The organism is Synechococcus sp. N19, assembly GCF_900474045.1.
Taxonomy (GTDB): Bacteria; Cyanobacteriota; Cyanobacteriia; order PCC-6307; family Cyanobiaceae; genus Parasynechococcus.
This window is the reverse complement of sequence record NZ_UCNR01000002.1, coordinates 24,243-47,833: the sequence shown is the minus strand read 5'-3', so window position 1 is coordinate 47,833 and position 23,591 is coordinate 24,243. Positions and strand designations below refer to the sequence as shown.

22 protein-coding genes and 2 tRNA genes are annotated in these 23,591 nt (G+C 62.1%); 16 read left to right on the top strand and 8 right to left on the bottom strand.

Features of this window, described 5'->3' with window-relative positions; genetic code table 11:
• Window positions 1-15 precede the first annotated feature (15 nt).
• From truA to prfA, 5 genes are all read left to right on the top strand, one after another.
• On the top strand, window positions 16-897 hold the full coding sequence (gene truA / locus DXY02_RS00220; protein ID WP_114987246.1) for a tRNA pseudouridine(38-40) synthase TruA: 882 nt from the start codon (window positions 16-18) through the stop codon (window positions 895-897).
• A gap of 155 nt (window positions 898-1,052) precedes the next feature.
• Window positions 1,053-1,505 (top strand): 50S ribosomal protein L13, encoded by a 453-nt coding sequence (gene rplM / locus DXY02_RS00215; protein WP_114987243.1) that lies wholly within the window; start codon window positions 1,053-1,055, stop codon window positions 1,503-1,505.
• On the top strand, window positions 1,502-1,903 hold the full coding sequence (gene rpsI / locus DXY02_RS00210) for a 30S ribosomal protein S9 (RefSeq protein WP_006849745.1): 402 nt from the start codon (window positions 1,502-1,504) through the stop codon (window positions 1,901-1,903). The genes rplM and rpsI overlap by 4 nt, the downstream gene beginning before the upstream one ends.
• 11 nt (window positions 1,904-1,914) lie before the next feature.
• Window positions 1,915-2,166, top strand: coding sequence for a 50S ribosomal protein L31 (gene rpmE / locus DXY02_RS00205; RefSeq protein ID WP_006851595.1), 252 nt, complete (start codon window positions 1,915-1,917; stop codon window positions 2,164-2,166).
• Between the two features lie 15 nt (window positions 2,167-2,181).
• Complete coding sequence (prfA, locus tag DXY02_RS00200; RefSeq protein ID WP_114987239.1) at window positions 2,182-3,279, top strand: peptide chain release factor 1; 1,098 nt, start codon at window positions 2,182-2,184, stop codon at window positions 3,277-3,279.
• Between the two features lie 3 nt (window positions 3,280-3,282).
• Here the strand turns inward: prfA and DXY02_RS00195 are convergent, their stop codons facing one another.
• Window positions 3,283-3,783, bottom strand: a complete 501-nt coding sequence (locus DXY02_RS00195; RefSeq protein ID WP_114987236.1) for an HNH endonuclease — start codon at window positions 3,781-3,783, stop codon at window positions 3,283-3,285.
• A 69-nt stretch (window positions 3,784-3,852) separates the two neighbouring features.
• Here DXY02_RS00195 and alr point away from each other — a divergent pair, with 69 nt between their 5' ends.
• The gene (gene alr, locus DXY02_RS00190; protein ID WP_170951424.1) at window positions 3,853-4,983 is read left to right on the top strand and encodes an alanine racemase; all 1,131 of its coding nucleotides are present in this window, start codon (window positions 3,853-3,855) and stop codon (window positions 4,981-4,983) included.
• A gap of 37 nt (window positions 4,984-5,020) precedes the next feature.
• Window positions 5,021-5,109: transfer RNA gene (locus DXY02_RS00185), tRNA-Ser, on the top strand.
• A 16-nt stretch (window positions 5,110-5,125) separates the two neighbouring features.
• On the opposite strand, the gene DXY02_RS00180 is transcribed toward DXY02_RS00185, so the two are convergent.
• Window positions 5,126-6,040 (bottom strand): serine hydrolase, encoded by a 915-nt coding sequence (locus DXY02_RS00180; RefSeq protein ID WP_114987233.1) that lies wholly within the window; start codon window positions 6,038-6,040, stop codon window positions 5,126-5,128.
• Window positions 6,041-6,057: 17 nt separating this feature from the next.
• On the opposite strand from DXY02_RS00180, the gene DXY02_RS00175 reads away from it, so the two are divergent.
• On the top strand, window positions 6,058-6,786 hold the full coding sequence (locus DXY02_RS00175; protein WP_114987230.1) for a C40 family peptidase: 729 nt from the start codon (window positions 6,058-6,060) through the stop codon (window positions 6,784-6,786).
• Window positions 6,787-6,846: 60 nt separating this feature from the next.
• Complete coding sequence (locus DXY02_RS00170) at window positions 6,847-7,809, top strand: glycosyltransferase family 2 protein (RefSeq protein WP_114987227.1); 963 nt, start codon at window positions 6,847-6,849, stop codon at window positions 7,807-7,809.
• Here DXY02_RS00170 and DXY02_RS00165 read toward each other — a convergent pair.
• Window positions 7,767-8,234, bottom strand: a complete 468-nt coding sequence (locus tag DXY02_RS00165) for a HEAT repeat domain-containing protein (protein WP_114987224.1) — start codon at window positions 8,232-8,234, stop codon at window positions 7,767-7,769. The two genes, DXY02_RS00170 and DXY02_RS00165, sit on opposite strands and share 43 nt — an antisense overlap.
• A 90-nt stretch (window positions 8,235-8,324) precedes the next feature.
• Here DXY02_RS00165 and DXY02_RS00160 point away from each other — a divergent pair, with 90 nt between their 5' ends.
• The 4 genes from DXY02_RS00160 (at window position 8,325) to DXY02_RS00145 (ending at window position 13,199) form a co-directional block, all read left to right on the top strand.
• Window positions 8,325-8,441 carry a photosystem I reaction center subunit VIII gene (locus DXY02_RS00160; protein WP_006851672.1) on the top strand — a complete coding sequence of 39 codons (117 nt, stop codon included), beginning with the start codon at window positions 8,325-8,327 and terminating at the stop codon, window positions 8,439-8,441.
• 43 nt (window positions 8,442-8,484) lie between these two features.
• Entirely contained in the window at window positions 8,485-8,976 is a 492-nt protein-coding gene (locus tag DXY02_RS00155; RefSeq protein WP_011363361.1) for a photosystem I reaction center protein subunit XI, read from the top strand.
• 108 nt (window positions 8,977-9,084) lie between these two features.
• Window positions 9,085-12,201 (top strand): efflux RND transporter permease subunit, encoded by a 3,117-nt coding sequence (locus DXY02_RS00150; protein ID WP_114987222.1) that lies wholly within the window; start codon window positions 9,085-9,087, stop codon window positions 12,199-12,201.
• Window positions 12,202-12,242: 41 nt separating this feature from the next.
• A complete protein-coding gene (locus DXY02_RS00145; RefSeq protein WP_114987426.1) occupies window positions 12,243-13,199 on the top strand; it encodes a cupin in 957 nt (318 codons plus the stop codon).
• An 11-nt stretch (window positions 13,200-13,210) separates the two neighbouring features.
• On the opposite strand, the gene DXY02_RS00140 is transcribed toward DXY02_RS00145, so the two are convergent.
• From DXY02_RS00140 to psaA, 3 genes are all read right to left on the bottom strand, one after another.
• Window positions 13,211-13,930, bottom strand: coding sequence for a DUF3598 family protein (locus tag DXY02_RS00140; protein WP_244276086.1), 720 nt, complete (start codon window positions 13,928-13,930; stop codon window positions 13,211-13,213).
• A gap of 177 nt (window positions 13,931-14,107) precedes the next feature.
• Window positions 14,108-16,321, bottom strand: coding sequence for a photosystem I core protein PsaB (psaB, locus tag DXY02_RS00135; protein WP_114987216.1), 2,214 nt, complete (start codon window positions 16,319-16,321; stop codon window positions 14,108-14,110).
• 22 nt (window positions 16,322-16,343) lie between these two features.
• Window positions 16,344-18,647 carry a photosystem I core protein PsaA gene (psaA, locus tag DXY02_RS00130; protein WP_114987214.1) on the bottom strand — a complete coding sequence of 768 codons (2,304 nt, stop codon included), beginning with the start codon at window positions 18,645-18,647 and terminating at the stop codon, window positions 16,344-16,346.
• Window positions 18,648-19,051: 404 nt separating this feature from the next.
• Here psaA and DXY02_RS00125 point away from each other — a divergent pair, with 404 nt between their 5' ends.
• Together DXY02_RS00125 and cobJ are read left to right on the top strand one after the other, a co-directional pair.
• On the top strand, window positions 19,052-20,395 hold the full coding sequence (locus DXY02_RS00125; RefSeq protein WP_114987211.1) for a hypothetical protein: 1,344 nt from the start codon (window positions 19,052-19,054) through the stop codon (window positions 20,393-20,395).
• A gap of 69 nt (window positions 20,396-20,464) precedes the next feature.
• Complete coding sequence (gene cobJ / locus DXY02_RS00120; RefSeq protein WP_114987208.1) at window positions 20,465-22,204, top strand: precorrin-3B C(17)-methyltransferase; 1,740 nt, start codon at window positions 20,465-20,467, stop codon at window positions 22,202-22,204.
• Between the two features lie 67 nt (window positions 22,205-22,271).
• Here the strand turns inward: cobJ and DXY02_RS00115 are convergent.
• Window positions 22,272-22,345 (bottom strand) — tRNA-Pro (locus tag DXY02_RS00115).
• 86 nt (window positions 22,346-22,431) lie between these two features.
• Between DXY02_RS00115 and lipA the strand changes: the two genes are divergently transcribed.
• Window positions 22,432-23,301 carry a lipoyl synthase gene (gene lipA / locus DXY02_RS00110; RefSeq protein ID WP_114987206.1) on the top strand — a complete coding sequence of 290 codons (870 nt, stop codon included), beginning with the start codon at window positions 22,432-22,434 and terminating at the stop codon, window positions 23,299-23,301.
• Here lipA and DXY02_RS00105 read toward each other — a convergent pair.
• Window positions 23,279-23,587 carry a YciI family protein gene (locus tag DXY02_RS00105; protein ID WP_114987204.1) on the bottom strand — a complete coding sequence of 103 codons (309 nt, stop codon included), beginning with the start codon at window positions 23,585-23,587 and terminating at the stop codon, window positions 23,279-23,281. The genes lipA and DXY02_RS00105 overlap by 23 nt on opposite strands.
• Window positions 23,588-23,591 lie beyond the last annotated feature (4 nt).

The window sequence follows — 23,591 nt, the reverse complement described above, 5'->3', positions numbered from 1 at the left end:
CGTCAGTTCTGACGTTTGAACACCCAACCCTCGTCTGCAGGTCCTGAGCCAGCGTCCCTTCAGCGGATCGCGCTCAGCCTTCAGTACGAGGGTTCTTCGTTTTGTGGGTGGCAGCGCCAACGCAACGGTCGCAGTGTTCAGGCCGTGCTGGAGGACGCCATCGCCCAGCTTGATCCGCACCGACCGGTGCATACCTTTGCCGCCGGTCGCACCGATGCCGGCGTTCATGCCGCCGGTCAGGTGGTGCACTTCGACTGCAGTGGACCGATCCCAGCTCGAAAATGGGCCCCGGCCTTGAACGGACGCCTGCCGAGCACCATTCGTGTGCGCGAATCCGTCGCCCGTCCCCTGGATTGGCATGCCTGTTACTCCGCCACCTACAGGCGGTACCGGTACACGATTCACAACGGGCGCCGCCCCAATTTGTTTTTAAGCCCCTGGAGCTGGCACCGTTACCAACACAGGCTGGATGAGTCCCGCATGCGGGACGCTTTGAGCAGCATGCTTGGTCTGCACGACTTCAGCGCCTTCATGAAGGAAGGCAGCCGTCGCGCCCATGCCCGAACCACCGTGCAGGAGGTGCTCGTGGAGCGCCAAGGCGATCTTCTGCGGGTTGAGATTCAGGCCAGTGGTTTTCTGTACGGCATGGTTCGCCTGCTGATGGCCCAGTTAGTGGCCGTTGGCGAGCACCGTCTCAGTGTTGCCGCCTTTGAACAGCGCTGGAGGGAACGACGACGCCATGAGGTGAAAGAGGCAGCGCCGGCCACGGGCCTCTGCCTGCTTCGGGCTGGCTATGCCGAGCCCATCTTCACCAAAGCCGGCTGGTACGATTGTCAGCCGTGGTTTTTTCTGGCCGAGAGCGATCCGCCTCCGGATCCACCCTCAACGCCGGTATAAACGGGCCTCTACTTCGAAAGCTGCCCAACTCACTGGAGCTGGAGGGCCGAAGAGTAAGCTCGATCTTGAGCCCCGTCAGGTCCAGTTCTGGACCGACCCCTTTGCCCAGTTCCGCTTCTTCAGGCGGGACATAACCGAACCGGCATGCCGGCGCGATGAACAAGACCTCTCTCCCCCCGATTGATTCGATCGACCGCCAGTGGTACGTGGTGGACGCTGAGAATCAAACCCTCGGCCGTCTGGCCACTGAAGTGGCCGCCGTGCTGCGTGGCAAGAACAACCCCAGCTTCACCCCCCATCTGGACACCGGTGATTTTGTCGTCGTCGTGAACGCCGAGAAGATCAAAGTCTCCGGCCGTAAGCCCCAGCAGAAGCTGTACCGCCGTCACTCCGGTCGTCCCGGCGGCATGAAGGTGGAAACCTTCGAAGCTCTGCAGGAACGGATCCCCGAGCGGATCGTGGAGAAGGCCATCAAAGGCATGCTCCCCCACAACGCCCTGGGCCGCCAGATGTTCCGCAAGCTCAAGGTTTACAAAGGCACAGAGCATCCCCACGCCGCTCAGAAGCCCCAGCCTCTTCAGCTCAACCCCTCCGCATCCGCCCAATGAGCAACAACTCCGTCGTCTACTGGGGCACCGGTCGTCGCAAGACCTCTGTCGCCCGTGTTCGTCTCGTCCCCGGCAATGGAACGATCACCATCAATGGTCGTCCCGGTGACAACTATCTGAACTACAACCCCTCGTACATCGCAGCGGTGAAGGCTCCCTTGGAGACCCTCGGCCTCAGCAGCGAGTACGACATCCTCGTCAACGTTCACGGTGGTGGACTCACCGGTCAGTCCGGCGCCATCAAGCAAGGTGCAGCCCGCGCCCTGTGCGAACTGTCGGCCGACAACCGCAAGCCGCTGAAGACGGAAGGTCACCTCAGCCGCGACCCCCGTGCCAAGGAACGCCGCAAGTACGGCCTCAAGAAAGCCCGTAAGGCTCCTCAGTTCTCCAAGCGCTGATTTTTTTACCGATGCCAAAGCCCGACATTCATCCCACCTGGTATCCCGACGCCAAGGTGATCTGCAACGGCGAAGTGGTCATGACCACAGGCGCCACCCAGCCGGAGATCCACGTCGACGTCTGGAGCGGCAACCACCCCTTCTTCACCGGCACCCAGAAGATCCTCGACACCGAGGGTCGTGTGGACCGCTTCATGAAGAAGTACGGCATGGGCACCAAGAAAAAAGGTGCCGACTCTGCCAAGGCCGAGTCCAAGGCCTGAGGGTGAGAACGGGGCATGGACGCCTCGACCTTGTTCACACGGCTGGAAACAGCCACAGCCAGCTTCCGCAACCTCGAGCGGCAGCTGGCCGATCCTGATGTGGCCGCTGATCCGAAGCGGCTTGAATCGATCGCACGGGAGCGATCAAGACTTGAGCCACTCGTGCTCGACTTCGAGGAACTCCAGAAGCTCGAATCCGAGCGTGATTCCGCGCGTCAGCTGCTGAAAGACAGTCGCGGTGACGCTGCAATGGAGGAACTGGCGCAGGATGAGTTGGCCAGCCTCCAGGAACAGCACGCAACGCTGACGGAGCGGCTCACCCTGGCTCTGCTGCCGCGGGATCCCCGCGATGAACGCAGTGTGATGCTGGAAATTCGTGCCGGCGCAGGCGGCGACGAGGCCTGTCTCTGGGCCGGTGATCTGGCACGGATGTATGAGCGGTACAGCCAAAAAGTGGGCTGGGCCGTGCAATCCATCAGCTGCACCGAGGCCGACCTGGGCGGGTTTCGCGAACTGATCCTGTCGGTGCGTGGGGACAGCGTCTACAGCCAACTGAAATTTGAAGCGGGAGTGCACAGGGTGCAACGGGTCCCGGCCACGGAATCCCAGGGTCGGGTCCACACCTCAACAGCCACGGTGGCCGTGATGCCCGAAGCCGATGCCGTGGAAGTTCAGCTCGACCCGAAGGATCTCGATATCAGCACCGCGCGTTCAGGCGGTGCTGGGGGGCAGAACGTCAATAAAGTGGAAACAGCTGTGGACCTTCTCCACAAACCCACGGGCATCCGCGTGTTCTGCACCCAGGAACGCTCCCAGCTGCAGAACCGGGAACGGGCCCTGGAGATCCTGCGCGCCAAATTGTTGGAGCGGGAGCAGGCGGCTGCCGCAGAACGCGAAAGCAGCGACCGACGCGCCCAAGTGGGCAGTGGTGACCGCTCTGAAAAAATCCGCACCTACAACTACAAAGACAACCGAACCACAGATCACCGGCTGGGCCGAAACTTCACCCTGGAACCTGTGTTGGAGGGCCAACTAGAAGACCTGATTGGTGCCTGCATCGCCGAAGAGCAACGTCAGAAACTCGAAGCGCTGAGCGATCAGGCCGAGGCCTGACGGTCAAGCACCGATCACGTACTTCGCCCATTCCTGGTGATGACCGGAATGGATCTGGCGCCGGGCCTCAAAACTGAGGCTGCTGGCCGGTCGCCGCGGCACATGGCGCAGAGGCATGGCGGCTTCCTTCGGAGTTCGATTGCCCTTGCGCACATTGCAGCTGAGGCAAGCCGTGGTCACGTTCTCCCAGGTGTCGCTACCTCCCCGACTGCGAGGCATCACATGGTCGATGGACAACTGATTGTCACGACTGCCGCAGTACTGGCAGGTGTGGTTGTCCCGCTGGAAGAGGTTGCGACGCGTCAGGGGCAGCTGACGAAAGGGAACGCGAACGTACTGGCGCAGGCGGATCACAGTTGGCAGGTGGGTGCCCTGACGCAGTTGCCGACAGGGGTCGTGTTCCAGACTCTCGGCCTTGCCCTTCAGCATCATCACCACAGCCCGTCTCCAGGTGGTGATATTGAGCGGCTCGTAGGACGCATTGAGAACGAGAACCTGGCCCATGCCAGCTCACTCAATAATGGTCATGCTATCGGCGATGTGAAGCTGTCTCGGTAGCGCCGAGCACCGCCTGTGATTCCGGAGCTGAATCCACGTCAGCGCGCCTGGGTGGAGGTTTCACCTGCAGCGATTCGGGCCAACGCCAGGGCGCTCTGCCAACACCTCGGTGCTCGTACCCAACTGATGGCGGTGGTGAAGGCCGATGGCTATGGCCACGGCGCCGAGACAGTGGCTTGGGCTGCCCTTCAGGGGGGAGCCACCAGCCTTGGCGTGGCCACGCTGCAGGAAGGCCTTGAGCTGCGGCGGGCCGGCCTGGAAGCACCAGTGCTGTTGCTCAGCAACCTCAATGAACCGGAGGAGCTGCGCACCTGCCTGCACTGGCGGTTGATGCCCACCCTGAGCAGCCTCAGGGATGCCCAGCTCTGCAACGCTCTGGCAGCCGACAGCGGTCGGTGTTTCGACGTGCAATTGAAGATCGACACCGGCATGGCACGGCTGGGCTGCTCCCTCAGCGAGGGACATCAGACCGCGGCAGAGCTGAACAGCCTGGAACACCTCAATCTGGAGGGCATCTACAGCCATCTGGCCTGTGCCGATGAGCCGAACGATGCCTTGACCAGCCTCCAGCAGGAGCGCTTCGTGAGCATGCTCTCGGCCCTGCCCCAAGCGGGTGCCGGCATCACCCGCCATCTGGCCAACTCGGCAGGGACCCTGCTCAACCGGGAGCTGCACCACGACCTCGTGCGCGTTGGATTGGCCCTGTACGGCCATGCCCCCGCCAGTCATCTGAGCAACGTCATTCCCCTGCAACCCGCCCTGGCGGTTCGTGCCCGGGTCAGCCTGATCCGCGACGTGCCCGCCGGCACTGGAGTCAGCTACGGCCATCGCTTCATCACCCAGCGCCCCACGCGGCTTGCGGTGGTGGGGATCGGCTATGCCGATGGTGTTCTGCGGTCCCTCAGCGGGCACATCCACGCCTTGCATCGCAATCGCCAGCTGCCTCAGGTGGGAGCCATCACCATGGACCAGCTCCTGCTGGATGCCACCGATGCAGCTGAGCTGGAGCAAGGCGACATCGTGACCCTGCTGGGCCAGGACGGCGACCTGGAATTAAGCCCTCAAAGCTGGAGCAACCACTGCGGCTCGATTCCCTGGGAGATCCTCTGTGGTTTCAAACGACGTCTGCCCCGCGTTGAAGTCTGACCACCTGCCCAGCACTTGGTACTCTGGGTGCGCCGCTGGAGAGGTGGCTGAGTGGTTGAAAGCGGCTCCCTGCTAAGGAGTTACAGGAGGCAACTTCTGTCGAGGGTTCGAATCCCTCCCTCTCCGTTCCAAGTCCATCAACTCAATCCGCCGGCTCCTCTGAGCTGGTGAACAGGTTGAGTTGCCGTGCCAGCTCCGGCAAAAGGGATGCGTCCCTGGCGCGATCAGGCCCCGTGGTGAACACCACCAGCAAGCTGGGCGGCTGCTGTTCAGACGCCTGAAACCAGGCGGCGTCATGACGGGCCTGACTCATCCAGCCGGCCTTGCTCCACAGCAGAGCGTCCTCAGGTAGGCCTTCGCCGAGGAAGCCATCCACCTGGTTTTCAGGATCAGCGCGACGCTGCTTTTGATCGAGCGAGCGCCGCAACAGACCCTGCAGCCGACGACAGGCCGGTGGCGACACCACCGCACCGGTCATCACCGCCTCCAGCATCCGGGCTGTCGCAGCCGTGGACAAGCCATTGCGGTTGCCGTTGTCGGCCCCATAGAACATTTTCTCCCGGCCATAGGGACCATCACCCCAGGTCTTCTGGCAGCAATTCACCGCCTCAAGTTCCGGCCAGGCCAGGCTCTGCAACCAGCCATTGATCAAGCGACGCTGCTGCGTCCAAAGCTCCCAGCGTTCGCCATGGAGGGCAGGGCCGCTGGTGGTGCCTGTGAGCAGATCAACCACCAGCCCCGTGGCATCGTTGCTGGAGTCGGCGATCATGTCGCGCATCGCCCGACGCAATTCCTCGCTCTCAGGGATCAGGTCCCGTTGCAGCCACTGCTCACCGGCGACGGCATAAAACAACTTCACCACGCTGGCCGGATAGAGGATCCGGTCTTGGTTCCAGGAAGCACCACGGCCCTGACCCGCCTCCGGTGCAGCGTCGTCGTACCGCACCCAGGTGATCGCCAGGCTGTTGCGCAGCCCCGGGCGACCGTCGGCATCGAGCCCATCGAGGGCCGCCTCAAGCCGAGCCGCCATGGCGAGATCGGGACGGTAGAACGCCATAGCGATTCGATTGGGCCATGGCGACGTTAGGCACCCTGCTGGCCCCGGACCTGATTCAGACGGGCTCCTGTTGGCAGCTGTGCGCTGACGTGAATGGTTATTCGCGATCTGCCGGCGCGAGTCTGACCACCCAGGCCTGTCATGGACGCCGATTTCGCATTCTGGAGAGGCAGCCCAAGAGGATCGCTGTTCAGCTGCTGGAGGATGGCTACCGCTGCTGGCTCGAACTCGATGCGGTTCTGGGGCGAGCTGAGCGATGCGCAGCCTGGCGACCATCGCCGCTGAGCGCAACGGAGATTGAACGACGTCTGCCCAGCGTGCTCGCCTGGAGCGAAACCGCCCAGCAACGCCCCAATGTCTACCTCTGGGGAGGCACCACAGAACCGGACATGGATTGTTCCGGTCTGATGCAGATGGCCTTCGCCAGCCAGGACATTTGGATTCCGCGAGATGCCTATCAACAGGAGCGGTTCTGCCAACCTGTTGCCGCTCTGCCCGACGATCACAGCCTGCTGCGCCCGGGAGATCTGCTGTTTTTTGGCACACGCCGGCGTTGCACCCATGTGGGGCTCCATCTCGGCGAGGGCCGCTACCGCCACAGCTCAGGCCAGGACCATGGGCGCAATGGGATCGGCATCGACAGCCTTCACAGCAGCGATCAGCACCCGGTGGCTTGCCACTACAGGGCTGAATTCCGCGGCGCCGGCCGTGTGGTGCGTTGCCATGACGGATCGCATCTCTCCTGACGCTGGCAGCAGAATCGACCGGGCCCCTGCTTAAGTTGAGCAACACGCGGCGCGACCGGCATGAGTGCACCCCTGAATCTCTCGGTGGTGGTGCCGCTGTACAACGAAGAGGAAAGCCTGCCCCATCTGGTTGAGCAGCTCCTTTCAGCGCTGCGTCCAACCGATGAGGCGTTTGAGCTGGTTCTGGTCGACGACGGATCCAGCGACCGCACCGCGAACGTGCTGGCCAAGCTCAGCGCCGAAGTGCCCGAAGTGGTGGCTGTGCTTCTGCGCAAGAACTATGGCCAGACCGCAGCCATGGCGGCTGGGTTTGATGTGGCTGGCGGAGAGGTAATCGTCAGCCTCGATGGAGATCTGCAGAACGATCCAGCCGACATCCCCATGCTGCTGGCCAAACTGCGAGAGGGGTACGACCTTGTCAGTGGCTGGCGCCATCAGCGCCAGGACGCCGCCCTCCAGCGCAAACTTCCCTCCAGGATCGCCAACCGCTTGATCGGCCGGGTAACCGGTGTGCGGCTGCATGACTACGGCTGCTCCCTCAAGGCCTACCGCCGCGAGGTGCTCTCAGACATGCGGCTCTATGGGGAGCTGCATCGCTTTCTTCCCGCCCTGGCCTTCATCGAGGGTGCACGGATCACCGAAGTGAAGGTGAACCACCGGGCGCGTCAGTTCGGAAGCAGCAAGTACGGGATCGATCGCACCTTCCGTGTGCTGATGGATCTGCTCACCGTCTGGTTCATGAAGCGTTTTCTGACCCGGCCGATGTACGTGTTCGGCTTCGGGGGGCTGCTGGCCATCGCCGCCAGCCTGATCACCAGCACCTATCTGCTGGTGATCAAGGTGATGGGAGGCGACATTGCCAATCGCCCACTGCTCACCCTGGCGGTGGTGCTTGGCTTGGCTGGCATTCAACTGTTCTGCTTCGGACTGCTGGGCGAACTGCTGATCCGCACCTACCACGAAAGCCAGGATCGCCCGATTTATCGCATCCGCGAAACATTGCGCGGCGGCCGAGCCTGCTGACGGATCGGGGCAGCGGCCGGCGCGCCGCGGAACGGTGCGATCGCAGCGGCAGCTGCTTCCACCACACGCGCATCGCTGTCACGCAGCGCCTGGCGCAGCAGGGGCAGCGCCGAACGGTGTCCCCATCGGGCGGCCAAACGAACAGCGCGCAAACGCTCCTCGGGTCCAGCCTCCATATCAGCCTTGAGACGACGCTCCAGGGCAAGACGCTCCAAGGGGCTGCTCGGCGCCGTCCAGGACTCCAGGGAAGCATCGGCGGATTCCCCATCAGCAGCGTGCTCAATCACCAGTTCCAACTGGGCACGATTGATCTGTGCGACACGGCTGGCATCCGTGCTGGAAAGCATCGGCTTCACCGGCTTCCTGCGCAACCACAGCACCACCGTGAGCAGCACGACGGCACCGGGGAGGAGAACGTTCTGCATGCGGATTGAACTTTTATGTCGCCGTCGGGACCTAAAGCAGGCCTTCAGAACGGTCCTACTTACAGTAGCTGCGAAGCTTTTGGCCTCGACATGACTGGAGATTTCGCTGCTGCCTGGCTGCCTGCGATTTTCGTGCCCATCACCGGAATCGTGTTCCCCGCAGTGTTCATCGTCCTTGTTGGTCGAGTGATCACCGCTGCCGAGTGACCGCGACCTGCGGACCGTTTCAACCCCTCAGCACTCGTACCTCATGACCGTCACTCCTGCTGCTGATCCCTGCGTCGGCAACCTTGCGACACCCGTCAACAGCGGCTATTTCATCAAGGGCCTGATCAACAACCTGCCCCTGTACCGCCCCGGAATTTCTCCGAACTTCCGTGGTCTGGAAACTGGTGCGGCCTTCGGCTATCTGCTCTACGGCCCCTTCACCATCTGTGGTCCCCTGCGTGCCACTGAGTACCAGCAAACCGCTGGTCTGCTGGCTGCCATTGGCGCCGTGCACATCCTCAGCCTGCTGTTCCTGCTCTACAACCAGCCCGGCAAGCAACCCAACATCCCCCCTGCAGATGTGACGGTTGAGAATCCCCCCGCCGACCTGTTCACCCGCACCGGCTGGGCTGACTTCACCAGTGGGTTCTGGCTGGGTGGTTGCGGCGGTGCCGTTTTCGCCTGGTTCCTCTGCAACACCGTTCACGTGCAGGAACTGTTCAAGATTGCTGCTGGTGTCTGGAGCGTCGGCTGAAGTAGTTCACTGAACCCTCTGACTAAAACCTTTCATCCCCCGGTTGCCTGATTCCAGGCGATCGGGGGATTTTTCCTGGCAGGATTCATTCACATTTGAGACGCCCCGGTGCGGTCGATCTCCCAGCCGTTTCTTCGGCGGCCGGTTCTGACGGTCGTCTGCAGCCTGCTGATCCTTTTGGCGGGCTGCACGGCGTTGTTCGGCCTGGGACTGGAGGATCTTCCGCCCCTCGCTCCCACCCGCGTGAGTGTGAGCGCCAGCTTCCCGGCGGCTTCACCGGAGGTGGTGGAGCAGAGCGTGACCCGGGTGTTGGAACAACAGCTGAATGGCCTGGAAGGGGTCGAAAGCATCAGCTCAACCAGCAGGCAGGGCGGCGCCAGCATCTCGTTGCGCTTCAACGCGGGTGATCCCGAGCTGAATGCGATCAAGGTTCAGAACGAGGTGAACCTGGCCAGCCGCCGGCTGCCCCAGGCCGTGACGCGCCAGGGGCTCCAGGTGCGGCGCTCCTCGGAAGACCTGTTGATGATCCTGGGGTTCAGCCACCCGCCGGATCAATACGTCCCCACCTTTCTCACGGGCTGGCTGGACCAGACCCTGCGGGACGCGCTGCTCAGCACACCAGGCATCGGTGATGCGCGGATCTTCGGCAGCAGTGAACTCTCTTATCGCCTCTGGTTGGATCCGCAACGCCTCGAACAGGCCAACCTCACCCTTGGCGATGTCAGCCGAGCCCTGGCTGAACAAAACGTTTTGGCTGCCGTTGGCAGCATCGGGGCTGCCCCAGTTCCAGCGGGCCAAATGCTGAGCCTTCCGGTGGAAGCGGAAGGACGTCTTCGCAGCCAATCGGATTTCGAGAATCTCGTCCTGCGCCGGCTCGACAACGGCGGACTGCTGCGCCTGAAGGATGTGGGACGGGTTGCCCTCGGACAGCGCAACTACGGACGCGAGGCCATGAATCTGGCTGGCGAGCGTTCGGTGGCCGTGGGCATCTACCAGCGCGATGGGGCCAATGCCCTGGAGGTGAGCAGGGCGATCAAGCGCAAGCTGAAGCAGTTGGAAGCGAGCTTTCCCCCGGGCATCGAGGTCTCAATGGTCGTGGATGTGGCCGACACGGTTCAGGCCAACCTCGATCGCACCTTCATTACCTTGCGCGATGCCGTGCTGCTGGTGCTGGTGGTGCTGGTGCTGTTTCTGGGCCGCTGGCGTCTCGCCCTGATCCCTGGCCTAGCCGTGCCGGTGGCGCTGGTGGGAAGCCTCAGCCTGGTGAAACTGAGCGGTTCCAATCTCAACAGCCTGATCCTGTTTGGCCTGGTGCTGGCCACCGGGATCGTTGTGGATGACGCCATCGTCGTGAGCGAAGACATCGCCGGACGCATCGAACGGGGCACACCCCCCGAACAGGCGGCCGAAGGCGCCATGGCTGAGTTGGCGACGGCCGTTGTGGCCACCTCATTGGTGCTGGCAGCCGTGTTCCTGCCCGTGCTGCTCATTCCTGGATCGATCGGACGCCTCTATCAACCGATCGCCCTGGCCATCAGCGGAGCGATCCTGTTCTCCACCCTGAATGCGCTCAGCTTCACCCCCATGGCTTGCGCCCGGGTGTTGGGCCCAGGGGGCGGCCGTCTTCCTGGGGCCATCGGCAAGCTCAGCCGTTGGCTTCGGCAGGGCATGCAAACCCTGCAATCCCGATACGCAAAACAACTCGAGCACTGGCTGCAGCACAAGCAACGCATCGCCCTTGTGCTGCTGAGCGGCCTTGTCATCACGGCCTCAGGCTTGGCGGTGATGCCAACGGCGTTCATTCCCGATGACGACCAAGGCCAGATCCGCGGCTACTTCACCCTCCCCGATGGCGCCAGCCTTGAGCGCAGCGTGGCTGTAATGGACGACATCCGACGGGTCGTCAGCGAAGAGCCCCTGGTGCGCACCGGCAACTTTTATGCCGGCAGCTCCTTCGGACAGAGCGGAGAAGACCGTGGCTCGTTTTACCTGCGCCTCCAGCCACGCAAGGATCGACCTGGCAAAGAGCAGAGCAGCAACGCCATCAAACGCCGTCTCAATCGCAAGATTCAGCAACGGGTTGGTGAGGCCAGGGTCGTGCTGATCACCCCACCAACCGTGCGGGGCTTCAGCAGTGAATCAGGACTTTCGCTGGAACTGCTGGACCGCAGCGGAGGGCAACTCAGCCTGGAGCAATTCGGCCAAGTCGCCGACGATTTCATCCAGACGGCCAAGGCGACGGACCGATTTGAACGGGTGAGCACCCGCTTTGATGCCAGCTTCCCCCGCTGGCGGCTGGAGCTCGATCGCGACCAACTGGCTGCTCTCGATCTCGACTACGGCGCAACCCTGCGGGAGATAGGCACCGCCTTCGGCGGCCGCTACATCGATGACACCTACGACGACGGTCGCATCCACTCGATCGTTCTGCAGGTCGAAGGCAGCGAACGACGTCGGCCGGAAGATCTCACCGGACTCATGGTGCGCAACCGCAACGGTGAGCTGGTGTCGGTGGCCAGCGTGGCCAGCCTGACCCGCGAGGAGGGCGTCAACAACATTCGCCACTTCGGACTCAACCGGGCCATCAGAATCACGGCCATCCCGGCGCCAACGGTGAGCAGCGGTGAAGCCATCGATGCCCTCACCCAGGCCGGTGATCGCATTGGAGGCAGCAACATCGGCCTGGCCTTCACGGGCCTGGCGCTGGAGGAACAACGGGCTGGGCAGGTGACCTGGGTGCTGTTCGCTCTCGGCGTGACGGTCGTCTATCTGCTGCTGGCCGCTCTTTACGAGAGTTTCATTGACCCGTTGATCATCCTGCTCACGGTGCCGATGGCCCTGCTCGGGGCTCTGATCGGCTTGAAATTGCGGGGCCTTCCACTGGATGTTTACGGCCAGATGGGACTCCTGGTGCTGGTGAGCCTGGCGGCCAAGAACGGAATTCTGATCGTGGAATTCGCCAACCAGCGGGTGGCGGCAGGCCTGGCCCTGCGCGAGGCCGTTGTGGATGCAGCCGTGAACCGGATGCGGCCGATCCTGCTGACGGCGGTCACATCCCTGGCGGGTTTCCTGCCCCTTCTTTTTGCCCAGGGCACGGGAGCAGCCAGCAGGGTCAGCATTGGCACCGTGGTATTCAGCGGACTGCTGGTGGCCTCGTTGCTGTCCCTGTTTGCCGTCCCTGCCGTCTATCTGATGCTGAAACGCGATCGAAGGCCCACCGCGTAGGGTGCGATCTCGATCCAATGGTTCTGCTGCTGGAGGGAACGATGACCATCACCCCACGGGCGACAACGGCAACCAGTTCCCAGGCGCAGTTCTTCGATTACGCCTCAGCAGCCAATCCCCTGCAACAGGGGCTGATCAGCACGATCCCCTACCGCAGCTTTTCGGCCAGTTTTTTTGATCAAGCCGGAACGGCCCTGCAACCTCTTGATTTGAGTACCGACTTGCACTGCGAAGGTCCGGCCACCGGTCCATCGCTCTGCGGCAACTTCATCCGACTGGATCAGGGATCCCTGCGCACCCATGCGGATGCGACCAGTCAGCTGTTCTTCGTGGCCCGAGGCCATGGGCAAACTGAAGCCTGCGATCAGGTTTTTCACTGGAGCGAGGGAGACACGTTCGTGCTTCCGGCGGGCGGTGAAGCCATTCACAGCAGCGACACCAATGCAGGCCTGTATTGGGTGCACGATGCCCCCTTGCTTCGTTATCTGGGGGTGAGCACCGTGAAACCGGTGTTCGAACCCTGCTTCTACAGCCATGAGGATGCTCGCGCGCAGTTGGATGCCATCGCCAGCAATCCCCGCGGAGCCAACGCCAATCGCGTGAGTGTGCTGTTGGGAAACAACGCCTTCCCTCAGACGCGCACCGTCACCCACACCCTCTGGGCCATGTTGGGCATCCTCCCCGCAGACCAGGTGCAGCGGCCCCACCGACACCAGTCGATCGCCCTTGATTTTGCGGTGGCCTGCCAACCGGGTTGCTACACGATGATCGGCACCGAGCTGGATGAGAACGGAATGATCCGCAATGGGCACCGGGAAGACTGGGCAGCCGGCGCAGCCTTCGTGACCCCGCCCGGCTACTGGCACTCTCACCACAACGAATCCGGCGCCGACGCCTACGTGCTGCCCATTCAGGATGCCGGCCTGCACACCTATCTGCGCACTCTCGACATTGCCTTCAGCAACAGGGGCCGGGCTGACTTAAGCAACACCCCATAGCCAACCCAACCTCAACGGGTGAGCAATTGATGATTCACCGAGGTCAGGGCACCGTGTTCTGAATAGCAACGTGAAATGCGCTCGAGGCGCGTTGCACTCGACAGCCAAAGCGCTTCGATGCTGAAGGGCTGATGGGGATCAATCTGGGCCGGCGCCAGAAAGGCTCCTCCATCCGGCAAACAAATCCAGCGATCAAGATCGTCTGCGGCAAAACAGATGTTGTCCTCTGGCGAAGGGTGCTCGCAACGCCAGTCACCGACCAGCTGATCTGGCTCCAGGGGTGGGCATTCCACCGCTGTACTTCCGGCGAGGAACTCACGGATCAGCACAATCCGATCCAATTGCCCCGCACCATCCCAAAGCAGCACCAAGCGATGACGGCGTTGCTCATGCAGGAACCCGAACTCGGCATAGAGCTTGGTCCAGGTGGAGCGGTGCAGCGTCCCCCTTGAAAAACTGCCGCTACCGAAGACCCCCATGTCGGGATCCAGCCGCGTGAAGCATTGAACGATCCGCTTTTCAGGCTCGCCGGTAGGCGGTTGATGGGGAGAACTCGATCCCGCTCCCTCAGGCCAGAGCAGCAGGGTCAGATTCAGTGGCACACCGGAGGGGGCCGGTTCGAGCGTGAGCAGGGAGGGCTGACGCTTGGTGCGTTGAAGTGTCCGGTCCAGGCTGTCGAACCAGCCGCGCCACTCACCAACGTTGCGCTGCAGGTGCTCCCATTCGCCCACGTTCAGCCCGATCCCGATCGAGGCCTGAGGCTAGAGAAGGCCCAGAGCAAGACGAGAACAACAACGCGGTCAAACAGAACCACTGCGAGGCACAGACAACAAAAATCCCCACCCGGCGAACCGGATGGGGACGTTTGAAACGAGGAACGACTCGTCGCGGGTTAATTCAGGAAGGAATCAACCGAATTTCCCTGAAGTCGAGGCAATCAGGAAGGCGGCGTACGTCAGGACATAGCCAACTGTGAAGTGAGCCAAGCCGACGACACGGGCCTGAACGATGGACAGTGCCACAGGCTTGTCGCGGTAACCCATCATGTTGGCGATGGGGCTGCGCTGGTGAGCCCAGACGATGGTCTCGATCAGTTCCTGCCAGTAACCCCGCCAGGAGATCAGGAACATAAAGCCGGTGGCCCAAACCAGGTGTCCGAAGAGGAACATCCAAGCCCAGACGGCGAGGTTGTTGCTGCCGAACGGGTTGTAGCCGTTGATCAACTGGGAGGAGTTGAGCCACAGGTAGTCGCGGAACCAGCCCATCAGGTAGGTGCTGGATTCGTTGAACTGGGCCACGTTGCCGGACCAGATGGCCAGGTGCTTCCAGTGCCAGTAGAAGGTCAGCCAACCCACGGTGTTCAGAGCCCAGAAGACAGCCAGGTAGAAGGCGTCCCAGGCAGAGATGTCGCAGGTGCCGCCACGGCCGGGGCCGTCGCAGGGGAAGGAGTAGCCGAAGTCCTTCTTGTCGGGCATCAGCTTGGAGCCGCGGGCATCCAGGGCACCCTTCACAAGGATCAGGGTGGTGGTGTGCAGACCCAGAGCAATGGCGTGGTGAACCAGGAAGTCACCAGGGCCGATGGGTAGGAACACATCGGTGTTGCCATTGATCGCGTCCAGCCAGTAGTGCTCACCAGGAATGTTCTGGGCAGCAAGGCTGGCGGAGCTGGAGGCGTTGGAGAGCAGCACGTCCATTCCGTACATGGCCTTACCAGAGGCGGCCTGAACGAACTGTGCGAACACGGGCTCAACCAGGATCTGCTTCTCGGGGGTACCGAAGGCAACAACCACGTCGTTGTGGACGTAGAGGCCGAGGGTGTGGAAACCGAGGAACAGGGAGACCCAGCTCAGGTGGCTGATGATCGCTTCCTTGTGCTCCAGCATCCGGGCCAGGACGTTGTCCTTGTTGGCTTCGGGGTCGTAGTCACGGATGAAGAAGATCGCACCGTGGGCGAAGGCACCACACATCAGCGCGATGGCGATGTACTGGTGGTGGGTATACAGGGCTGCCTGAGTCGTGTAGTCCTTCGCGATGAAGGCGTACGACGGCATCGAGTACATGTGCTGCGCCACGAGGCTGGTGACCACGCCAAGGGAGGCGAGAGCCAGACCAAGCTGGAAGTGCAGGCTGTTGTTGATGGTGTCGTAGAGACCCTTGTGGCCAGCGCCGAGGTCACCAGGGGTGCCCTTCGGGGGGTTGTGGGTTTCGAGGATCTCCTTGATGGAGTGACCGATACCGAAGTTGGTCCGGTACATGTGGCCGGCGATCACGAAGAGGCAACCGATGGCCAGGTGGTGGTGGGCGATGTCCGTCAGCCAGAGAGCTTCTGTCTGAGGGTGGAAGCCACCGAGGAAGGTGAGGATGGCGGTGCCGGCACCTTCGGAACTACCGAAGACCTGATTCAGAGAATCGGGGTTTTCGGCGTAAACACCCCAGTTGCCGGTGAAGAAGGGTCCAAGACCGGCGGGGTGAGGCAGAACGTTAAGGAAGTTGTCCCAACCAACGTGCTGACCGCGGGCTTCGGGGATCGCAACGTGAACCAGGTGACCGGTCCAGGCGATGGAGCTGAAGCCGAAGAGGACAGCGAGGTGGTGGTTCAGACGCGATTCAGCGTTTTTGAACCAGGCCAGAGAAGGACGGAACTTGGGCTGCAGGTGCAACCAGCCGGCGAAGAGGGCCCAAGCCGACAGGATCATCATGAAGATGGAACCCTGATACAGCTCGGCATTCGTCTTCATGCCGATTGTATAGAACCAGTGATAAAGGCCTGAGTAGGCGATGTTCACCGGGGAGGAAGCACCCGCTTGGGTGAAGGCGTCAATGGCGCCTTGACCGAAGTGGGGATCCCAGATTGCGTGAGCGATGGGGCGCACGTGCAGGGGGTCGGCGACCCACTGCTCGAAGTTGCCCTGCCAGGCGATGTGGAACAGGTTTCCCGAAACCCACAGGCCGATGATCGCGAGGTGACCGAAATGGGTGGAGAAGAGCTTCTGGTAGAGGCGCTCCTCCGTCATTCCGTCATGGCTCTCGAAGTCGTGAGCCGTGGCGATCCCGTACCAAATACGGCGGGTTGTCGGGTCCTGGGCCAGACCCTGGCTGAACGAAGGGAATTTCGTTGCCATTAGAGGGAGAGGTCAGGTGAGGTCAGCCGACCACAAGAATGTGGGCGTGGAAGAAGGCCCACGTGGTCGCAATTCCGCCCAAGAGGTAATGGGCAACACCCACGGCACGGCCTTGGATGATGGAAAGAGCACGGGGCTGGATGGCGGGAGCCACCTTCAGCTTGTTGTGAGCCCAGACGATGGACTCGATCAGTTCCTGCCAGTAGCCGCGGCCACTGAAGAGGAACATCAGGCTGAAGGCGAACACGAAGTGAGCGCCGAGGAACATGATTCCGTAGGCGGCCGTGTTCGAGCCATAGCTGTTGATCACCTGAACGGCCTGAGCCCACAGGAAGTCACGCAGCCAGCCATTGATGGTGATGGCGCTTTGGGCAAAGTTGCCGTTGGTGATGTGCGCGACGGAACCGTCGGCATTCACCGTTCCCCAGATGTCGCTCTGCATCTTCCAGGAGAAGTGGAAGATCACAACAGACAGGGAGTTGTACATCCAGAACAGGCCCAGGAACACGTGGTCCCAAGCGGAAACCTGGCAGGTGCCACCACGACCAGGACCATCGCAGGAGAAGCGGAAGCCCAGGTTGGCCTTATCAGGGATGAGGCGGGAGCTACGGGCGTACAGGACACCCTTCAGCAGGATCAGCACCGTCACGTGAATCGTGAAGGCGTGGATGTGGTGAACCATGAAGTCGGCGGTGCCGAGCGGCATGGGAGCAGCGGCAACCTTGCCGCCGACGGCGACAACAGAACCGTTGAACACTTCACTCACACCCGCGAGGGCGTTGGGAGCTGTGCTGCCAGCAGCTGCGGCGTGCACGTTCTGAATCCACTGAGCAAAGATCGGCTGAATGGAGATCGCCGAATCGCTGAACATGTCCTGGGGACGACCCAGGGCACGCATGGTGTCGTTGTGGATGTACAGGCCGAAGCTGTGGGCTCCGAGCCAGATGCAGACCCAGTTGAGGTGACTAATGATGGCGTCGCGAGCCTTGAGCACCCGATCCAGCACGTTGTCGATGTGCTTGGCGGGGTCGTAATCGCGAACCATGGCGATGGCGGCATGAGCGCCGGCACCAACGATCAGGAAGCCGCCGATCCAGATGTGGTGGGTGAAGAGCCCGATCTGGGTGGGGTAATCGATCGCTTGGTACGGATACGGAGGCATCGCGTACATGTGCTGAGCAACGATGATGCTCACGGAACCGCCGATGGCGAGGTTGACCGCCAGCTGGGCATGCCAGGAATTGGTCATGAAGTCGTAAAGACCATCGTGACCGTTGCTGGCAGGGAACAGGAGGGGATCACCCTTCTGACCTTCGTGGATCTCCTTGATGGAGTGACCGATGCCCCAGTTGGTCCGGTACATGTGACCAGCAACGATGAACATCACGGCAATCGCCACATGGTGATGGGCGATGTCGGTCATCCAGAGGCTTCCCGTAACAGGATTCAAACCACCCTTGAAGGTGAGGAAATCGCTGTAGGCAGCCCAGTTGCCGGAGAAGAAGGCACCGACACCAGCACTGAAGCCGGGATACAGCTGCGCCAGCAGGTCCTGATTGAAGAACTCGTGGGGCAGCGGAATGTCTGCAGCCGAAGCGATGGTCTTGCCATTCAGTACCAGCGGTTGGCCGGCGTCGATGGCATCCATCAACTTGGTGACAGGGGCAGACACGTGGATGACGTGACCAGCCCAGGACAGTGAACCGAGACCCAGCAGACCTGCCAGGTGGTGGTTCAGCATCGACTCAACGTTCTGGAACCACTCCAGCTTCGGCGCAGCCTTGTGGTAGTGGAAAACACCGGCGTTGAGCATGAGGCCGGCCATCACCAGGGCACCGATGGCCAGAGCCATGAGCTGGGTTTCGCTGGTGATGCCCCAGGCCCGCCACATCTGGAAGAGGCCTGAAGTGATTTGGATGCCTTGGAAACCGGCACCCATGTCGCCGTTGAGGACTTCTTGGCCGAAGACGGCCCAGACCTGCTGGGCGCTTGGTTTCACATGGGTGGGGTCAGCAAGCCAACCGGAATAGTTGGAGAAGCGGGCGCCATGGAAGAAGGCACCGCTGAGCCAGATGAAGATGACGGCCAGGTGGCCGAAATGGGCGGAGAAGATCCGCCGAGAGACCTCTTGAAGGTCGCTCGTGTGAGCGTCGAAGTCGTGAGCGTTGGCGTGAAGGTTCCAAACCCAGGTGGTGGTTTTGGGACCTTTCGCGAGAGCTCGGTCGAAGTGTCCGGGCTTGCCGAACAGCTCGAAGGTTGCTGGATTGTCAACCTTCTCGACCTGGCTTTTCGCGTCACTCCCACGCTCAGGTGGGCTGATGGTCATCGAGTCGTTCCTCGAGGGACGGGTTTCGAGGTGGTGGGCCACCCCTCCGAAGGGCCGAAGCCAATCGGGGCCCCGAACAAGGATTCGCAAGGAATCGGCGTTCGGGCGTCAGTACGGCGAAGAGGTCGAAACCCCTTGCCTGCACTGAAGCTGGGGCCCCAAAGAGGGGACCGCTGGCGGAAGCATAGGGGCGGAGAAGGGGGTTAAAGGGCCCTGAGTTACAAAGGTTCAATCCCGTGGCGAGCCAGTCAGCGACAGGCGTCTGCAGAAGGCTGAGAATCAGCGAAACTACAAAGATCTCAGGCAGTAAGCAATACAATTTCACGCATATTTCCTTCCTAAATAACTAAAACTCTGCCGCTGAAGGGCGGATTGTTCAGAATGATCGGATCTGTTCATGCCCGATGCGTCGCCCTGGCCTGAAGTCGATATGGGCTGTTCTGCTGGCAGCAGTGCTGCTTCTTGGTGCCGGCTTACCTGTTCATGCGCGCCCTGGATTCTTCAATCGCGATGCAGGGTCCGCTGCCAAACCGCTGCCGAGTTCAGCCCCCAGCGGGAAGCTCCAGGAAGTGGCTCCTCCAGGGGCAGTGCAACAGCTACGCCAGAACCTGCAACAGCACCGCCCCTCCCTGCGGCTGATCGATCCAAGCACCGACAGCATCGTTTCTTCTGACGCCCTTGAGCTGCGTTTCGAAATCGACGACTGGCCCCTCAGCAGCGACCCCGAATTGGGCCTGGGGCCCCATGTGGTGCTCCAAATCGACAACCGTGCTCCCCTACGACTGAGCAAAAGCGATGGAAACCGCCTGAGGGTCCGCATCGATGACCTGGAGGCGGGCAGTCACCGGTTCAGCGCCTGGGCCGCTTACCCCTGGGGAGAAGCCGTTCAAGCACCGGGGGCCTCAGTCCAGGGACGCGTGCACCTCTGGCAAAAACTGCAGGGCACACAACCCGAACGTGATGCCCCCTGGCTGGTCCCTGTCTCACCGGCCGGAGAGCAGGGCCTGCAACCCCTGTTGGTGGATTGGCTGATCTGGAATGCTCCGCTGCAAAACCTGCGGGAGGGCGATGGACGCTGGCGACTCCGCATCAGCATTGATGGGGACAGCTTTTTGGTTGATCACCAGGAAGCCCTTTGGCTCAAAGGATCGAACGGCTCAGGCAGCCACGACATTCAGATGGAACTGCTGAATGGGCTGGGCGAGCCAATCACACCGGTCTTCAACAACCAGCTGATTCATCTGAAAGCCGCATCCGGTGCCAAGCCGGGCTGGATGCGCCCACACCTCACCGAAAGCCAGCTCGCGCGCCTGAGCGGCTCCCCTGAGCCTGACGTTCTGGAGGTGGTCGAATCCTCGCCAGAGCCTCCTCAAAAAACTGTGGAGAAACAACAGGAGAAGACAGAACAGCCCCGAGACCTTCCTCAGGCTGAGCTCAAAGCAGAGGTCGTCGTCAAGGACGAGGTTGAAACCAAGCCCAAGGCCACCCCCGAGCCCGCGGCACCAGAGGAAAACGAAGAGCAGGATCCTGAGCCACCCCTTGTTGAACAGCAGCTTGCTGAGCAGCCACCTGCTGAACAGCCGTCCAAAGCAAAAACTGCTCGGCCCACTCCTTCCACTCCCGCCCCGGGTGAGCCAGCGGAGCCTCAGCAGCCAGCCGACGAGGAACCCAAGCTGAAGCCAAGCAGCAGCCTGGGAGGATCAGCCCGTGAGTTGCTCAACAGCGATGGGCGCTTGCGCAAGCCCTGATCCGGATTTCCTGCCCTGAACCCCACATCTGCCGCTCCCGCTCTGGGCCTAGGACTGAGCCCCAGCGCCATGCCGCTGTTGGAGCGTTTGCTGCTGCGCGGCCACATCGACCGGATCAAGCCAGTCGATCAAGACATCAGCATCGCCCTTGATGGGCACTGGACGGCAGAGAACGTCGTGTTGTTCGTGGGCGCGGTGGGAGCAGTGACGCGCCTGATTGCAGCTCGGATCCAAGGCAAGGAGAAGGATCCAGCCGTTCTGGTGCTTGACCCGAAAGGAGAATTCATCATTCCGCTGTTGGGAGGCCATTCCGCAGGGGCCGAACAACGCGCCCGGGAAATCGCCATGGATCTCGGCGGGCAGGCGGTGATCACGGGCGCCTGCGCCCATGAAGGACGTCTCCCCCTGGATGCCTTTGGCGAGGGCTGGGGCTGGAAACGCAGCGGATCGGTGGCCCATTGGCGCGATCTGATGGTGCGGCAATCCCAGGGATCCAGCATCAGCGTTCACCAGAGCAGTGGATCCACCACCTGGCGTGGCCCTGAAGGCCATCCCTTGCTGCACAACATCGATCCCAAGGATGTGCCAGACGCCGCTGATCTCGTGATCGGAGCGCGCCGTCGGGGTGATTGCCAGTGGCATCCAGCCACGCTCTGGATCGGCATCGGCTGTGAGCGCAACACCAGTGTTTCGCTGGTGGAGAAGGCCATTGCCGAGGCCTTGGCAACAGCAGGACTGGCGGAGGAGGCGATCGCCGGCATCGCCAGCGCAGCGCGGAAATCCGATGAACCGGCCCTGCAGCATCTGAGCCAGACCCGGGCATGGCCGTTCCGAACCTTTGCGGAGCATGCCCTTGCATCCATCGACGTGCCCAATCCCTCCGAAGTGGTGCGCCAGGAAATGGGGACCGCGTCGGTGGCTGAAGCAGCGGCCTTGCTGGCTGCGGGCGAACAAGGCCATCTGATCCAGCCCAAGCGAATCAGCCGTCCGGCAACAGGGGAGCAGGGTGCCGTGACGGTGGCCATTGCCGAGGCGGCCCTCCCCCACGCGCCAGAGAGGGGCGAACTCCATCTGGTGGGGAGCGGTCCAGGGGATCTGTCCCTGCTCAGCGGAGACGCCAAAGCGGCCCTCTCCCGTTGCTGCGCCTGGGTTGGCTACAGCCTCTACCTCGATCTTCTGGAGCCCCTGCGCCGTCCGGGTCAGGTCCGATTCGATGGCCAGCTCACCCGGGAATGGGACCGCTGTGCCGAAGCGCTGCGCTTGGCCCAACAAGGGGCCAAGGTTGCTCTGATCTCCTCCGGCGACAGCGGCATCTACGGCATGGCGGGATTGGCTCTGGAGCTGCTGCTTCAGCAACCCGAGCAGGAGCGGCCCAGCTTCGCGGTGCATCCAGGCATTTCAGCCTTCCAGCTGGCCGCCGCCCGGGCCGGAGCGCCACTGATGCATGACTTCTGCTGCGTGAGCCTCAGCGATCGCCTCACGCCATGGGCCGTGATCGAAAAGCGACTGGAGGCCGCCGCCGCTGGAGATTTTGTGCTCGCTCTGTACAACCCACGCTCCAAGGGCCGGGACTGGCAGCTGGGACACGCCAAGGAAATCCTGCTGAAACACCGCCCCCCCACAACCCCGGTGACGCTGGCGCGGCAGCTGGGCCGCGCAGAGGAATCCCGTGAGCTCACGAGCCTTGAGCGCTTGAAGCCGGAATCCGTGGACATGCTCACGCTGGTTCTGATCGGGAACAGCAGCAGCCGTGCAGAGGATGGCTGGATGGTGACGCCGCGGGGCTACCCCGGGGCGAGTCTCCAATGAGCGCCAAGTCTTTTTCGGCCTAGCTCAGGCCTTCATCAAGACCAGGCAGTGCCATGCAAACCAAGAATCGGGATGACAGGATTCGAACCTGCGGCCCCTTCGTCCCGAACGAAGTGCGCTACCAAACTGCGCCACATCCCGGCAACGCAATCCTAAAAGATCGCAGTGAAGCGAAATCCAGGCGGATCTCAGCAGCGACTAGGGTCATGGATTGAAGATGCTTCGCCGTGCTCAAGCCGGAGTGGTTGCGCGTTAAGGCTCCGCAGCGCGAGCGAATCGGCGCCGTGGCCGACCTGCTGCTGGACTTGAACCTGAACACGGTCTGCCAGGAGGCCAGCTGCCCCAACATCGGCGAATGCTTTGCAGGCGGCACCGCCACGTTTTTGATCATGGGGCCCGGCTGCACCCGCGCCTGCCCCTACTGCGACATCGACTTCGACAAGAGCGTGCGCGAGCTCGATCCCACCGAGCCGCAACGGCTTGGGGAGGCAGTGGCCCGTCTGGGCCTGAAGCACGTGGTGATCACCTCAGTGAACCGCGACGATCTCGCCGATGGTGGAGCGTCCCAGTTCGTGGCCTGCATCGAACAGGTGAAGCAACGCTCACCGCTCACCACGATTGAGCTGCTGATCCCCGACTTCTGCGGCAACTGGGATGCCTTGGCAACGGTGATGGCCGCCGCCCCCCACGTGCTGAACCACAACATTGAAACGGTGCCGCGGATGTACCGCCTGGCGCGGCCCCAGGGCATCTATGAACGCTCCCTCGAGCTGCTGCAACGGGTGCGGGACCAATGGCCCAAGGCCTACAGCAAGTCGGGCCTGATGGTGGGGCTCGGAGAAACCGATGAAGAGGTGATCGAGACGCTCCGGGATCTGCGCAAACACAAGGTCGACATCGTCACCATCGGTCAGTACCTCTCACCTGGCCCCAAGCACCTGGCCGTCGACCGCTTTGTCACCCCGGAGCAATTCGAGACCTACAGAACCGTGGGCGAAAAGGAGCTGGGCTTCCTCCAGGTGGTCAGCACACCACTCACCCGCAGCAGTTACCACGCCGGCGAAGTGCAACGGCTCATGGCCAGCCATCCCCGCTGACGGGGATCCATTCCTGCACCTGCCAGTCCACAAGGCCATCGCGGATCATCGGGTCGTTCTGCACCCACGCCAGGGCATCGGCATAGGACGACGCTTCAAAGATCAACAAACCCCCGCCGCCCGGACGCCGATCGCCATCCACCAGGTAGCCGCTGCGTAGACGGCGGCCTGCTGCAGCTTCCTCCGAAACCCAATGGCGGTGAGCCTCCAGGGTGGGTCTCCGCTGCTCAACGGAGAGAGCGGCGGCGACGGCCGTGAAGGTTTCGGTCTTGACGAACCAGGCCACGGAC

Excerpts from the sequence above, each read along its gene's own strand:
- rplM (WP_114987243.1), top strand. The coding sequence starts at position 1,053 with ATGAACAAGACCTCTCTCCCCCCGATTGATTCGATCGACCGCCAGTGG.
- rpsI (WP_006849745.1), top strand. The coding sequence starts at position 1,502 with ATGAGCAACAACTCCGTCGTCTACTGGGGCACCGGTCGTCGCAAGACC.
- rpmE (WP_006851595.1), top strand. The coding sequence starts at position 1,915 with ATGCCAAAGCCCGACATTCATCCCACCTGGTATCCCGACGCCAAGGTG.
- prfA (WP_114987239.1), top strand. The coding sequence starts at position 2,182 with ATGGACGCCTCGACCTTGTTCACACGGCTGGAAACAGCCACAGCCAGC.
- DXY02_RS00195 (WP_114987236.1), bottom strand. The coding sequence starts at position 3,783 with ATGGGCCAGGTTCTCGTTCTCAATGCGTCCTACGAGCCGCTCAATATC.
- DXY02_RS00180 (WP_114987233.1), bottom strand. The coding sequence starts at position 6,040 with ATGGCGTTCTACCGTCCCGATCTCGCCATGGCGGCTCGGCTTGAGGCG.
- DXY02_RS00175 (WP_114987230.1), top strand. The coding sequence starts at position 6,058 with ATGGCGACGTTAGGCACCCTGCTGGCCCCGGACCTGATTCAGACGGGC.
- DXY02_RS00170 (WP_114987227.1), top strand. The coding sequence starts at position 6,847 with ATGAGTGCACCCCTGAATCTCTCGGTGGTGGTGCCGCTGTACAACGAA.
- DXY02_RS00165 (WP_114987224.1), bottom strand. The coding sequence starts at position 8,234 with ATGCAGAACGTTCTCCTCCCCGGTGCCGTCGTGCTGCTCACGGTGGTG.
- DXY02_RS00160 (WP_006851672.1), top strand. The coding sequence starts at position 8,325 with ATGACTGGAGATTTCGCTGCTGCCTGGCTGCCTGCGATTTTCGTGCCC.
- DXY02_RS00155 (WP_011363361.1), top strand. The coding sequence starts at position 8,485 with ATGACCGTCACTCCTGCTGCTGATCCCTGCGTCGGCAACCTTGCGACA.
- DXY02_RS00145 (WP_114987426.1), top strand. The coding sequence starts at position 12,243 with ATGACCATCACCCCACGGGCGACAACGGCAACCAGTTCCCAGGCGCAG.
- psaB (WP_114987216.1), bottom strand. The coding sequence starts at position 16,321 with ATGGCAACGAAATTCCCTTCGTTCAGCCAGGGTCTGGCCCAGGACCCG.
- psaA (WP_114987214.1), bottom strand. The coding sequence starts at position 18,647 with ATGACCATCAGCCCACCTGAGCGTGGGAGTGACGCGAAAAGCCAGGTC.
- DXY02_RS00125 (WP_114987211.1), top strand. The coding sequence starts at position 19,052 with ATGCGTCGCCCTGGCCTGAAGTCGATATGGGCTGTTCTGCTGGCAGCA.
- cobJ (WP_114987208.1), top strand. The coding sequence starts at position 20,465 with ATGCCGCTGTTGGAGCGTTTGCTGCTGCGCGGCCACATCGACCGGATC.